This window comes from Anaerofustis sp. (assembly GCF_019420015.1).
Taxonomy (GTDB): Bacteria; Bacillota; Clostridia; order Eubacteriales; family Anaerofustaceae; genus Anaerofustis.
Map to the genome: position 1 here is coordinate 15,530 of NZ_JAHZIA010000007.1, position 13,533 is coordinate 29,062.

13 protein-coding genes and 1 riboswitch are annotated in these 13,533 nt (G+C 32.0%); of the genes, 4 read left to right on the top strand and 9 right to left on the bottom strand.

Going from position 1 to position 13,533, the window contains the following annotated elements:
- Positions 1–4: 4 nt before the first annotated feature.
- Positions 5–2,593: an ATP-dependent chaperone ClpB gene (clpB, locus tag QZ357_RS00930; protein ID WP_290770808.1), complete on the top strand. Its 2,589-nt coding sequence runs from the start codon at positions 5–7 to the stop codon at positions 2,591–2,593.
- Positions 2,594–2,655: 62 nt separating this feature from the next.
- Here the strand turns inward: clpB and QZ357_RS00935 are convergent, their stop codons facing one another.
- From QZ357_RS00935 to murC, 4 genes are all read right to left on the bottom strand, one after another.
- Positions 2,656–4,107, bottom strand: coding sequence for an FAD-dependent oxidoreductase (locus tag QZ357_RS00935; protein ID WP_290770810.1), 1,452 nt, complete (start codon positions 4,105–4,107; stop codon positions 2,656–2,658).
- Positions 4,108–4,227: 120 nt separating this feature from the next.
- Positions 4,228–4,998, bottom strand: a complete 771-nt coding sequence (locus QZ357_RS00940; protein ID WP_290770812.1) for a 4Fe-4S binding protein — start codon at positions 4,996–4,998, stop codon at positions 4,228–4,230.
- A 55-nt stretch (positions 4,999–5,053) separates the two neighbouring features.
- Positions 5,054–5,599 carry a ferredoxin domain-containing protein gene (locus QZ357_RS00945; protein WP_290770814.1) on the bottom strand — a complete coding sequence of 182 codons (546 nt, stop codon included), beginning with the start codon at positions 5,597–5,599 and terminating at the stop codon, positions 5,054–5,056.
- Between the two features lie 205 nt (positions 5,600–5,804).
- Positions 5,805–7,205 carry a UDP-N-acetylmuramate--L-alanine ligase gene (gene murC / locus QZ357_RS00950; protein WP_290770817.1) on the bottom strand — a complete coding sequence of 467 codons (1,401 nt, stop codon included), beginning with the start codon at positions 7,203–7,205 and terminating at the stop codon, positions 5,805–5,807.
- A 243-nt stretch (positions 7,206–7,448) separates the two neighbouring features.
- Between murC and spoVG the strand changes: the two genes are divergently transcribed.
- On the top strand, positions 7,449–7,730 hold the full coding sequence (gene spoVG / locus QZ357_RS00955) for a septation regulator SpoVG (protein WP_290770819.1): 282 nt from the start codon (positions 7,449–7,451) through the stop codon (positions 7,728–7,730).
- Between the two features lie 121 nt (positions 7,731–7,851).
- On the opposite strand, the gene QZ357_RS00960 is transcribed toward spoVG, so the two are convergent.
- A complete protein-coding gene (locus QZ357_RS00960; RefSeq protein WP_290770821.1) occupies positions 7,852–8,418 on the bottom strand; it encodes an ECF transporter S component in 567 nt (188 codons plus the stop codon).
- A gap of 79 nt (positions 8,419–8,497) precedes the next feature.
- A riboswitch (FMN riboswitch) is annotated at positions 8,498–8,610 on the bottom strand.
- Between the two features lie 230 nt (positions 8,611–8,840).
- On the opposite strand from QZ357_RS00960, the gene QZ357_RS00965 reads away from it, so the two are divergent.
- The gene (locus QZ357_RS00965; protein WP_290770823.1) at positions 8,841–9,083 is read left to right on the top strand and encodes a helix-turn-helix transcriptional regulator; all 243 of its coding nucleotides are present in this window, start codon (positions 8,841–8,843) and stop codon (positions 9,081–9,083) included.
- 162 nt (positions 9,084–9,245) lie between these two features.
- Here the strand turns inward: QZ357_RS00965 and deoC are convergent, their stop codons facing one another.
- The gene (gene deoC / locus QZ357_RS00970; RefSeq protein WP_290770825.1) at positions 9,246–9,917 is read right to left on the bottom strand and encodes a deoxyribose-phosphate aldolase; all 672 of its coding nucleotides are present in this window, start codon (positions 9,915–9,917) and stop codon (positions 9,246–9,248) included.
- Between the two features lie 47 nt (positions 9,918–9,964).
- Positions 9,965–11,062, bottom strand: a complete 1,098-nt coding sequence (locus QZ357_RS00975; RefSeq protein ID WP_290770827.1) for a galactitol-1-phosphate 5-dehydrogenase — start codon at positions 11,060–11,062, stop codon at positions 9,965–9,967.
- Positions 11,063–11,239: 177 nt separating this feature from the next.
- Here QZ357_RS00975 and QZ357_RS00980 point away from each other — a divergent pair, with 177 nt between their 5' ends.
- Positions 11,240–12,172, top strand: coding sequence for a sugar-binding transcriptional regulator (locus tag QZ357_RS00980; protein WP_290770829.1), 933 nt, complete (start codon positions 11,240–11,242; stop codon positions 12,170–12,172).
- A gap of 30 nt (positions 12,173–12,202) precedes the next feature.
- On the opposite strand, the gene QZ357_RS00985 is transcribed toward QZ357_RS00980, so the two are convergent.
- Positions 12,203–12,646, bottom strand: a complete 444-nt coding sequence (locus QZ357_RS00985) for a threonine/serine exporter family protein (protein ID WP_290770831.1) — start codon at positions 12,644–12,646, stop codon at positions 12,203–12,205.
- Between the two features lies 1 nt (position 12,647).
- Positions 12,648–13,400 carry a threonine/serine exporter ThrE family protein gene (locus QZ357_RS00990; RefSeq protein WP_290770833.1) on the bottom strand — a complete coding sequence of 251 codons (753 nt, stop codon included), beginning with the start codon at positions 13,398–13,400 and terminating at the stop codon, positions 12,648–12,650.
- Positions 13,401–13,533 lie beyond the last annotated feature (133 nt).

Consider the following 13,533-nt stretch of genomic DNA (forward strand, 5'->3'; position numbering starts at 1 on the left):
ACTTATGAATGCAAATGATTATACCGAAAAATCTCTTTTAGCAATACAAAATGCCCAAAACATGGCACTGAACAATAAAAATTCCGTTATGGAAACAGAACATCTTTTATATGCTCTTTTGGATGACACCGGTGGGCTTATAGGGGAACTGCTTTCTAAAATGCAAGTAAATGTAGAAAGTTTAAAAACGGAAGCAAAAAGGAAAATAGATTCTTTTCCAAAAGTCAATTCAATAGATGTGAATAGTCTTTACGCCAGCAACAATTTAAATAGGGCAATAAATTTATCGGAACAAATAGCAAAAAATATGAAAGATGAATATGTTTCCGTTGAACATTTATTTTTATCACTATTCAGCGAAGGCGGAAGCTATATAAATGATTTATTCAGAAAATATAAAATAGATAAAAACAACTTTACAAAAAATTTATCTTTAGTGAGAGGAGGAAGAACAGTGACAAATCAAAATCCTGAAAATACTTATAATGTTTTAGAAAAATACGGTTCTGATTTGGTAGAACTTGCAAAGAAAAATAAACTTGATCCGGTTATCGGACGAGATGACGAAATAAGAAATGTAATAAGAATATTATCGAGAAAAACAAAAAATAACCCTGTCTTAATAGGAGAACCGGGAGTCGGGAAAACAGCCATAGCCGAAGGATTGGCTCTCAGAATAGTAAGAGGGGACGTTCCAAACAACCTAAAAGACAGGAGCATATTCTCTCTTGATATGGGAGCATTGGTAGCAGGTGCAAAATTCAGAGGAGAATTCGAAGAAAGAATAAAAGCGGTACTTGATGAAATCAAAAAAAGCGAAGGTAAAATAATTCTGTTTATAGATGAACTCCACACCATTGTAGGCGCAGGTAAAACCGACGGAGCAATGGATGCCGGAAATCTGTTAAAACCACTGCTTGCAAGAGGAGAACTACACTGTATCGGAGCAACAACACTGAACGAATACAGAGAATATATAGAAAAAGACGCTGCACTGGAAAGAAGATTCCAACCTGTTATGGTAGGAGAACCTACCGTTGAAGATACCATTGCGATTTTAAGAGGACTCAAAGAAAGATACGAAATTTATCACGGAGTAAAGATAACCGACCAGGCATTGGTATCAGCAGCAGTCCTTTCCAACAGATATATAACAGATAGATTTCTTCCTGACAAGGCAATTGACTTAATCGACGAAGCTTGTGCATTAATTAAAACAGAAATGGATTCAATGCCTACAGAACTCGATGAAGTCAACAGAAAAATAATGCAATATCAAATCGAAGCAACTGCGCTAAAAAAAGAAAAAGACGAACTTTCCAAAAAACGCCTAAGTGAAATCAATAAAGAAATTGCCGAACTTACAAGCAAATTCAATGAAATGAAAGCAAAATGGCTTAAAGAAAAAGATAATATAGGCAAAGCGCAAAAGCTAAGAGAAGAAATAGATAAAGTGAATATAGAAATAGAACAGGCGCAAAGAGTCAATAACCTCAATAAAGCCGCAGAACTTAAGTACGGGAAATTACCGGAACTGCAAAAGGAACTTAAAGCAGAAGAAGAAAAGTCAAAGGAAAAACATTCAACACTGTTAAGAGACAAAGTATCAGACGAAGAAATAGCAAAGATAGTTTCAAAATGGACACATATCCCTGTATCCAAACTTGTAGAAGGAGAAAGAGAAAAACTTCTTCATTTGGAAGATACTCTCCACAAGAGAGTAATAGGACAAGATGAAGCTGTAAGACTTGTAAGCGATGCGATAATAAGATCAAGGGCAGGAATACAAGACCCTTCAAAACCGATAGGTTCTTTCCTATTTTTAGGACCTACCGGGGTCGGAAAAACAGAGCTTGCAAAAACTCTTGCCTACACACTCTTTGATAATGAACAAAATATAATCCGTATAGATATGAGCGAGTACATGGAAAAATTCAGTGTATCAAGACTTATAGGAGCTCCTCCTGGATATGTCGGATATGATGAAGGAGGACAACTTACTGAAGCGGTAAGAAGAAATCCCTACAGTGTCGTATTGTTTGATGAAATAGAAAAAGCACACCCTGACGTATTTAACATTCTCCTCCAGATACTTGATGACGGAAGAGTAACGGATTCACAAGGAAGAACAATAGATTTTAAAAATACAATAATTATTCTTACTTCAAATTTGGGAAGTGAGTATCTTCTTGAAAGCACTGAAAAGTACGGAGATATTACGGAAGAAACCAAAGACAATATAGATAAACTGTTAAAAACACATTTCAGACCAGAATTTTTAAACAGGCTTGATGAAATAGTTATATACAAACCACTTAAAAAAGAAGAAATATCTCAAATAGTAGATTTAATGCTTGAAAGCTTAAAGAAAAGGCTTGAAGACAAATTCTTACACCTAGAAGTAACCGATACAGCAAAAGACTTTATTATAGATAACGGTTATGATCCTATATTCGGAGCTAGACCTTTAAAAAGATTTATTCAAAGCAAAGTCGAAACATTGATTGCAAAAGCAATACTCGCAAACAACTTTGAAAGCGGAACAACATTAACCGTCGATATAAAAGATAACAATCTAAGTATAAGATACTAAAAATAAAAGGACCTAAAGGTCCTTTTATTTTTATAATACATAGTAATTAAAACATTAAATTTTTATCGTTTTACGAAATCCAACTTATAAACACTAGGGCCGGTTATTACATTGCCTTTATAATCGAATCTTGAACCATGACAAGGACAATCCCAGCTTTTTTCATCGGGATTCCACACAAGCTCACATCCAAGATGCGGGCATTTTACAGATACCATATAGCAGCTTCCGTCAGTATCTTTATATACGCCTATCTTTTCCCCATTATACTCAACTATACCTCCATGTCCTAAAGACAATTCATGCAATTCAGTATCAGGTAAATTAAAATACTCTCTGCCTATTCCTTTTATAACATGAGGTCCTTCTTTTATAACCGATTTACTTATATCTTTTGTATCAAATCTTTCCGGCGAAAATATACTTTTATCGTTATTTAAATTTTTTGTTATCATATCCTTTATAACTTCACTTCCGTACATAGCGTGAGTTAATCCCCATTTATTAAATCCGGTTAAAACATAAATATCCTTCAATCCTTTTGATAACTGACCTATATAAGGAACCTTATCTATGCTCATACAATCTTGAGAAGAATAATGATATATTTCCTTTGAATGCTTATAAAACTCTTTTATCTTATCTCTTAAAAGATTATATTGACCTCCCTCGCTATTTTCACCGCACCTATGCTTTGCTCCTCCAAATAATAAGTATTTTTCATACTGACGAAAAGAGTATCCGTTATCTATATCAAAATAAATATCTTTCAATATATCATTATTTTCTAACACCAAAAAATAAGACCTTTCTTGATGCATGCGCATAAAATAAAATCCGGGAAAATTCAAAAAAGGAAATCCACAGGCAAATACTATTTTATTTGCTTTAATTTTAAATCCTTTATTGGTCAACAGTATTTTTCTTTTTTCTTTTATTGTTTCTATACGTGTATTTTCATATATTGTCAAATCCTTCAAAATGTGATTAATGAATTTTAACGGATTGAACTTTCCCTGCTTATTGTATTTTATTGCTCCTTTAAATCCTCGCGGAAGCTTATCAGATGATAAATACTTACAATCAATTCCACATTCAATCAACGCATCATACTCATCTACCAAAATATCTTCACTTACAGTTGAATATAAATAAGCACTACACTGCTCAAAATCACAATCAATATGATTTGATTCTATCATTTTTTTATAGTCTTCTATACCTTTCTCACAACTTCTTGCATATTCTCTTGCCTTTTCTATTCCAAAGTCATTTAATAACTGCGCATATATAAGCCCATGCGCCAAAGATATTTTACCGGTAGTAAATCCGCTGGTACCACCACAAATTTTACCGGATTCAAAAATAACAGGATTGAGCCCTTCTTCTTTTAATTTATAAGCCGTTAAAATCCCCGATATGCCTCCTCCTATTATCGCGACATCCACATTAACATTTTTATTCAAACTCTCATAGTCGGAAAGAACAACCGTATTTTTCCAAAATGAATTCATATTATACCTCTTGATATTTATTTTCTGTATTATTGACAATTATAGGTAATAATATAAGTCGAAAAGAAAAAAACTTTGCTTCATTTAAAATAAAAAAGACTTTTAAAAAGTCTTTTTTAATTATAGAAATAATTCGTTTTCTTTTCTTACTGAGCATACTTCCTTTAATTTATGCTTTAAAGAAATAATTAACTTTTCATCCAAATAGCGCGCATTGCTACTACATAATTTTATACACCTCATACAGGATATACATTTTTTATTATCTGTACTGCTTGGGTTGTCCATAGGTATAGCTCCGACAGGACAAACCCTTGCACAATATCCGCAAGAAGTACAACTCTCATTCACATCGGGTACTATCGGAACAGTACCGTATTTCTTATAAGAAATATTACCTGGAACACAAACTTCACGTATTGAGTCATTTTCTATGACCGATCTTATTTGCAAAGCATAATTCTCTAATGTTTTAATGTCACTGTAATCAGGTCGCCCCTTTGCATAACTACTTACTATAGAGTGCTCACAAACAACGCCGATAGCGGCAATACAGATAAACCCACTATCCTTAAGTATATTTTTAAGTTCTAAAAGGGTATCCTCATAAGCTCTGTTTCCGTATGTTACCACAATGACGGCAAGTGTATTATTACCTTTTATTTTCTTCAATCGTTCACTTGCATCCCTTGGAACCCGTCCCCCGAAAGACGGTACTCCTACAATACATATTTCATCTTGATTAAACTCATAATTCGAATAATCTCTCTGCCTAACCGTCAAGTCTATGTTTGTAGACTTATCAGACAACACATTGCCAACAATTTGAACGACCTTCTCAGTAGAATATGTAGGGCTAAAATAAATATTATTTATTTCTTTTATTTCCATATTTTATTCCTCTTATATCAATGAATTCATGATATTTCAATAAAATCCTTTATAACTATTTTTTCACTCTGTCAAAATATGGACTTTTACCACTTATACTTATAGGAATACCTTCCCAAATAATATCTTTATCGTCCACATATTCCATTTCAGAAAATACCTTGCCTATAGAAAACATCACTCTACTGTCAACTCTGTTATCCGCAGCCACAGAAACGGCAGAGCCTATCGCAATTCCCAAATCAATAGTGTTAAATGCACATCTGCCACCTGCCGTTTTATTTGCTCCGCAATTTTCAAACCCACAAAAAGAACAATGCTTAAGACCCGTATAGGCTTTTTTCACACCTATAAGCACAACTGCACCGGAATTTCTCAAATTTTTCCCATCTCTGACATAATGCCCTTCTTTTTCGCCAAATTCCCTAAAGTACACTTCTTCCATTTTATCCGCAAGTGCATCTTTTTCATTCCCTGTCAACACATAAGTGACAATATTATCTACACCTTTTGTCTTAGGAGCTGTTCTCGCTGCCGCACACATCTTTGCTGCAGTTTCCAGCAATGCTTTTTCTTCCATGCCTTTACTTTCATACAACATTTTATTTATCTCCTTTATATTTAATAAAATAATAATCCCCGACAACGTATATTATATTCTGCTAATCCATAACCCCAAATTATCATATTATAAAATTATTGGTTAACACTAGTTTATCATATGATAACGTTTTTGTAAATTTGCACATTTGCTTTAAAATATATAAAGTTTTATAAAAATAAAAAGATGTACATAAATGTACATCTTACTCATATATCTCTTTTAATTTATCTACTATATCATAAGCAACTTTATTAATAGACTGACTTCCGGCAACTAAAACAAAATCGCCCGCTTTCGCATTTTCTACAATATAGTCTCTTATATCATCAAACTCGCTTATAACTTTAGAAGGTATATTGTATTTTTCAACAACCTTCTTTGCTATATCTTCAGAATATATATTCCATTCATTATCTTCTCTGTCAGAATATATATCATTAAGAATTAGTTCGTCCGCACCTTGCATTGCATCAACAAATTCATCAAACAAAAGAAATGTTCTGGAATAAGTATGAGGTTGGAATATAACAAACAGCTTATTGTGTTGATAATTCTTACAAGCATCAATTGTTACCTTTAATTCGGTAGGATGGTGAGCATAATCTTCTATTACCGTAATATCGTTGATTACACCTCTTTTTTCAAATCTTCTTTTTGCACCGGTAAATTCTTTAAAGCTTGCATTTACCACTTCTTTATCTATCATAAAGAAATCTGCCACTGCAATTACGCTTAAAGCATTAAGAACGTTGTGTTCTCCCGGAATATTCAATTCGAAATGATAGTAAAATTCTCCGTTCTTATATATATCAAAGCTAGGTTTTCCAAGTTCATTATATTCTATATTTTTCGCAACAAAATCATTATCGTCTTTTAATCCTACCTTTATAATGTTACACTCAAGCCCATCAATAATATCGAGAATATTTTTATCGTCTCCGTTAATTACAAGCAAACCGTCCTTCGGTGTTATCTCGGCAAATTTTCTGAATGATTCTTTTATCTGCGATAATCCTCCGGTAAAATAATCGAGATGGTCTCTTTCTATATTTTGGATTGTTCCGACAAAATGTCTTGAATGAAGAAAACTGTCCACAAATTCACAAGCTTCTATAACAAAATATTCACTGTCTCCAACTCTTGAATTACCATTTATCTTTTTAAGAGTTCCTCCTATGGATATAGAAGGATCAAGATTAGCATTTAAAAATACCAATGACATTAAAGAAGATGTAGTCGTTTTTCCATGCGTACCGCTTACCGCAATGGTTCTTTTATAATATCTGCTTATAAGTCCTAAAAATATAGAACGTTCTATCTCTAGAATCCCCTTATTTTTACCCTCTACTCTTTCGGGATTGTTTTCTCTTATTGCTGCCGAATATACTATTAAATCAATATCATCTGTAATATTATCTTTATTATGACCGATAATAACCTTGATACCGTTTTTTTCCAGCTTATCCGTATACACACATGGTCTCATATCAGAGCCCAACACTTCTTTTCCGTTTATTTTTGACATAAGCGCAAGTCCTGACATACTTGTACCGCCAATACCTATAAAATAAATCTTTTTAATATTTTCTAAATCTATATTCATAAATTATTCACCGCCGTTATTTAGTAAAAACTCAATATTATATCTATTTTACTATTTTTTCATGTATTTTACAATATATATTTAAATCATATTTGTACATATAAAATTATATGCCTTTATATAAAATTTTATTACATATATAACTTTATATAAGCCCTTTATTCATCGGTATGTAATCGTTATTGCAATTATTTAATTTATGATGTATAATAAAATTAACAGAAGCAAAGGGAGGAAATACAAATGCAAATCACAGACATTAGGGTAAGGAAGACATATGATGAAGGAAAGATGAAAGCGATTGTATCTGTTACTTTTGATGATCAGTTCGTTATTCATGACATCAAAATAATTGAGGGAGACAACGGGGTATTTATAGCTATGCCTAGCAGAAAAATGCCTAACGGAGAATTCAAAGATATTGCGCATCCAATAAACCTTGAAACCAGAGTCGAAATACAAAATAAAGTTTTGGAAGCATATGAAGAAAAGCTAAAAGAGCTTGCTGAAGAAACAGAAGAATAATGAAAAATCAAAAAACCTTTCAACTTGAAAGGTTTTTTCTTTATAAGAAATCTTATAAAGGAAAATAAAAGAGCCTCTCAAAAGAGAGGCAATGGATTCATTAAGTAAAGATTTATAAAAACTATTTGGTAACTTTTACACTTTTTCTATCAGGCTCTTTATGTATAAAGTTACTGATAGGCTTATATATAATAAATGTAACCAAACAGTTAATACCGGCTTTAAGCAAATTAAAAGGAATAACAGCAACAGGAAGAGATGCTTTAACGGCTTCAAGGGGCATTCCGTAAAAGTTAGTTGTAATAATCAAATTAGCCGGAATCATTATCAATACCATAGATAATGCACCAAGTATCAATCCTATCATGGCTCCTTTTTTTGTTTTGTTTTTACCATACACATATGCGGTAACACCGACAAGAGCACTGCTTGATATTATATGCATAAGAGCTCCCACCCATCCGTTCATGGCACTCACGGTCATCGCCTGAATACAACTCGAAATTACTACGGCAATAATCCCAACCACAGGTCCAAACTGTAAACCCGCAATAAGAAGCGGAATATCCATAGGCTCATATTCAAGCCATGCAGCCGATGGCATAATAGGAAATCTTACGATAAGCATAAGTACAATTGATAATGCTATAAGCATTGAAAGTGTTACAAGTCTTCTAGTGTCTTTCATTTTTTTATACCTCCTTAAATTTAAGGTATACATAAAAAAATAGTAATCTCCCTTCAGGAAATTACCAAAAAAATACTTTATGTATCCTCTCTCATCCGGACTTTACCGTCGGTAAAGGAATTTCACCTTTTCAGCTTTCGCTCGCAGACTTTAACTGCCGGTAGGGAATTTCACCCACCCCTGAAGATTGTTCAAATCTATTATAGTAAAATATATTGGAAAAGTCAATATAAAGTAGTTATAGATTACTTTTATATTCCTTCAATTTAAGATAAAATATATTGGTAGTTTAATTTAGAAATAGTATTATGTTAATTGAAATATTATTTTAAATAATCAATAATTTATAAAAATATTTTTTTTGATTTTTAATACTACTTTATACTACTTTTATCTGCACAAAATAAAAAAGGAGGTAAAAAATGCAGCTAAGAGACGCATTGAACAGAAGAATTATAAGTCTTGGCGAAGAGAGAGGATACTCTGTCAACAGCTTAGCAAACATGGCAGGAATTCCACCGACAACATTATACAGTATGTTTGATGGGAAGTGCAAAAATCCAAGCTTTAAAACAATAAAAATGATTTGTGATTGCCTGGAAATCAGCATTAAAGATTTCTTTAACGACGAAATTTTTGATGATTTGGAAATTGGATTTAAGTAAATTGCAGTATGGCATATTATCGGTTTTTTAATTTCTGAATTTAATAAAACAATTTACGAGTATTTTTAATTAAGTTATTTAATCGGAAAACAAAACGGATAATAAAAAAAGAAGAGATTTTATCTCTTCTTTTTATTTTAACAAAGTATAACCTTAAAATTATTATTTGCTTGCTGCATCAATTTCATCAAACATAGCTTGTGTTTTTGAAATACCAAGTCTTGAACAACCGGCTTTCAAGAATGCTTCTGCGTCTGCTACTGTAGCAATACCGCCTGCAGCTTTTATTTGTACTCTTGTAGTATCAATATTTTCTTTCATTATAGCTACATCTTCAAGTGTTGCGCCGCCTGAAGAGAATCCTGTTGATGTTTTAACAAAACCTGCGCCTGCGTCAGAACAAATTCTTGAAGCTTTAGCGATTTCTTCTTTTGTAAGTAAGCAGTTTTCCAAGATAACTTTAATGTTAGCAGGAGAAGCGTTTACTACTTCGTATACATCATTATAAACTGTATCATAATCTCCTGATTTTAAAGCTGAAACATTTAATACGATGTCAACTTCTGTAGCACCCATGTTATATACTCTTTGAGTATCTGCAACTTTTGACTCAGTTAATTCAGCGCCGTTTGGGAAACCAACACATGCACATACAGCAGTTTCAGATCCCTTAAGTATTTCATAAGCCATTTTTACTCTGCTTGGAGTAACACATACAGTTCTACATTTCCATTCTTTAGCGAATTGGATACCTTTTCTTACTTCATCATAAGTTAATTGTGGTTTTAATAAAGAGTGATCGTTCGCTCTTGCTAATTCATATTTTGTTAACATTTTAATTTTCTCCTTAATATTATTTATATTTTAATTTTAATTAAAAACTATTTTCCCGGTTCATAACCGTCTTGTGTAATTACGATTTTATTAAAGAATTCTTTTCTTTCTATTAGTTCAAATGCATCTTTAACATCATCTACTTTAAATCTGTGTGAAATAATTGATGTCAAGTCAAGAAGACCTTTTTTAGCCGCATCAATCGTTGCACAGAATTCTTCGTATTCAGGTGTGAAATTATAACACCAAGAACCTTTTATTGTAAGCTCTTTTCTTAAAATACATTTATCATAAGATTTATCAAGTACATTTACGTCCCCGTGAGGTGTACCTATACATGTAAATGTTCCGTGTTTTTTCAAACATTGTAGCGCTTGATTAAATGTTATAGGAGAACCGGCAGCTTCTATACATACTTCAGGACCGTCTTCTCCTGTATATTCTTTAATTTTTGCAACAACTTCTTCATTTGTCATTCCCATTGAGTTGATTGTATATGTTGCACCAACTTTTTTAATAAGGTCTAATTTTTCATCTTTGATGTCAACGGCAATTACCATTCTTGCACCGCATATATTTGCCCACTGTACCATATAGTATCCAACAGGACCCGTACCGAATACTACTACCGCATCGTTAACTTTAATACCTGCTCTTAAAGCACCGTGTAAAGATATAACCGCAGGGTCTATTTGACAAATCATATCCCAACTAAAATCATCCGGGCATACATAGCATTGAGTAGCTTTTACCGCAACATACTGACCGAATCCTCCGTCGCTTCTTGAACCCGTATAACCATATGTATCACAAAGATTGATATTACCGTTTAAACAATCTTTACATTTTCCGCAACCTGTCATTGGGTTTACATCGACTCTTTGACCAACTTTTAACTCTTCTCTTAAGTCAAGGTCTTTTACGCCTTTACCTATTTCTACGATTTCACCACCAAATTCATGACCAAGTGTTGTAGGAAAATGATATGTACCTGTTGAAAATACTCTTCCTAAATCCGAACCGCATATACCTGCGCAGTATACTCTAAGTAAAACTTCGTCATCTTTAATTTGCGGAATATCCACTTCATCACATCTTATATCATTAATTGCATGAAGTCTGCCTGCTTTCATTTTTCCTTCCATTTTTCTCCTCCTAAAATAACTGAATTTATCTACATTTTATTGACATCAGTAATATAATATGTTAAAATTCTTTTTGTTCATATGAACAAATGATATGCTCATATGTTCAATTTCAACCGTATTATATAATAAAAATTTAAAGATGTCAACTCATTTTCTGAAATTAGGAGAAAAAATATGCTTGATAACAATACACTATCTCAAATAGCAAAAATGTATTACCTTGAAGGACTAACCCAAAAACAAATAGGCGATAAATTGGGTATTTCAAGAATAGGAATATCCAGAGCTCTAAAAAGATGTATAGACGAAGGTATAGTCGAAATTAAAATAAAAGAATTTACACCTATAAGTAACTTGGAAGAGGCCTTAAAAAATAAATATAAAAATATTGATTTTAAAATAGTACCTTATTTTAAAGACAAAGTTAAACTTGCCCGCTCATTGGCAGACGGAGCGGGAGAAGTGTTAAACGATCTTGTCAAAAATAACAATAACATCGGAATAGGGTGGGGAAGAACCCTTAGCAATGTAAATATAGAAAGCAATATAAAGTATCCAGAAAAAACCTTTGTTTCTTTGCTTGGAGGCTACGGGAATGTATCCATAGATATGCATTCAAATCAAATAACCGCAAAAATAAGCGAACAGTACGGAAGCAAAGCAATGGTACTGTTAGCTCCTTCTATTGTGGAAAATAAAAAATTTAAAGACATAATAATAAATGAGGGTTCTATAAAAGAAGTATTTGATATGTACAAAAAACTCGACTGTGCCATAACATCTCTTGGAAATCCCGCTGATGACAATGCGACCATATATAAATCAGGATACTTTAAAGATGAGGATTTAAAAGAATTAAAAGACAGAGATATATGCTGTGATATTGTTTCTTCCTTATTTTTAAACCGAGAAGGAAAAGAAGAAAATTTGGAGATACTTGACCGAATCATAGGAATAAACGGCAAAGAATTCAAAAAAATACCTACAAAAGTCGTAGCGGCCGGAGGAGAAAACAAAATGTTTGCAATATATCTTGCATTGATAAACGGTTATGTAAACAAAATTATTACAGATGAAAATACTGCCAATTACCTTTTAAAAAAATAAAATACCGTATATACTACGGTATTTTTTTATTTAGTAAAAATATTTCTTTATTCTGGTGATTATTTGCATAACTGATGTAACAATAATAATTCCAAAAGATATAGCAGCAGCTTCTTTCATAACCAAAGAAAAATAATATATAAACATATCCATATTGTTTATGACAAGATTATACATTGTATAATATAAATCTCCTCCCGGAATTAAAGGAATCAATATTGGAACCAAAATAACAATAACCGGAGTCTTTATTTTTCTTGCTAAAATTTCTGAAAATAAAGAAAGTATAGTTGTTGTTATAAAAAGAGTTATAACTTTACTTCCGTTAAAACTAAAGAAAAACAAATAACAAATCCATCCTATTGCAGAACCGATACCTATAATAGAAAGTTTATCTCTTTTTATATTAAATAAAATAGCAAAACCAAGAGACCCTATAACCGCCATAATTATCTGTATAATTCCCTGTAACATATTAACCTCCTATAGGAATTAATATAAAAGCAAATCCCATTGCAATGGCTATAGCCTTTAAAATAGACTCCAAAACACCCAAAAGTCCAGAAATAATATCTCCGTTTATCATATCCCTCAGGGAAGAAGTAAGAGTAAGTCCAGGAATAAGAAGCATTATATTTCCTATAATAATCTTATCTATATTCACACCTATTCCTATATTATTTAAAATAACGGCACAAAGAGCTGTTATAAGAGAAGAAAGAAGATTAGTTACAAAATTATTTATCTTTAATTTATTTAATAAATTAACAGTAAAATACATTACACCCCCGGTTATCATGGAGGCAATACTATCCATCAAATTTCCACCAAAAAATACAGAAAAGGCTCCTGATACAAAAACATAAGAAAGAAAAATAAGCTTTTTATCATAATGATCCGTATTTCTAATATTATCTATTTCCTGGCCAAGTTCTGTTATATTTGGTCTTTTTATACATATATTTCTTGAAAGTTGATTTACATATTCAACCTGCTCTAAGTTTGTTTCATATTTACTTATTCTTCTTGTTTGAGTTATAATATTGTCATTAGAAAATTTAACAGTCAAAATAATGGTAGAGGTAATAGTAAAAACATCTACCTTTTTTAAAGCATAAGCATTTCCTATTCTACTTAAAGTATCCTCTACTCTGCTTACCTCTGCTCCGGAAGTAAGCAGTATCTCCCCTAAATCCAACATATATGAAACAAATTTTTCTTCCTTCATTTTAAATCCTTTCGATATTTATTGGGATATGTACTTAAAATATTATATTAATCTTTATTAACTTTTTCCAGTATTATTAACTCTAATTTACAAAATAAAAATAGATGACAAGTAACTTGTCATCTATACATAC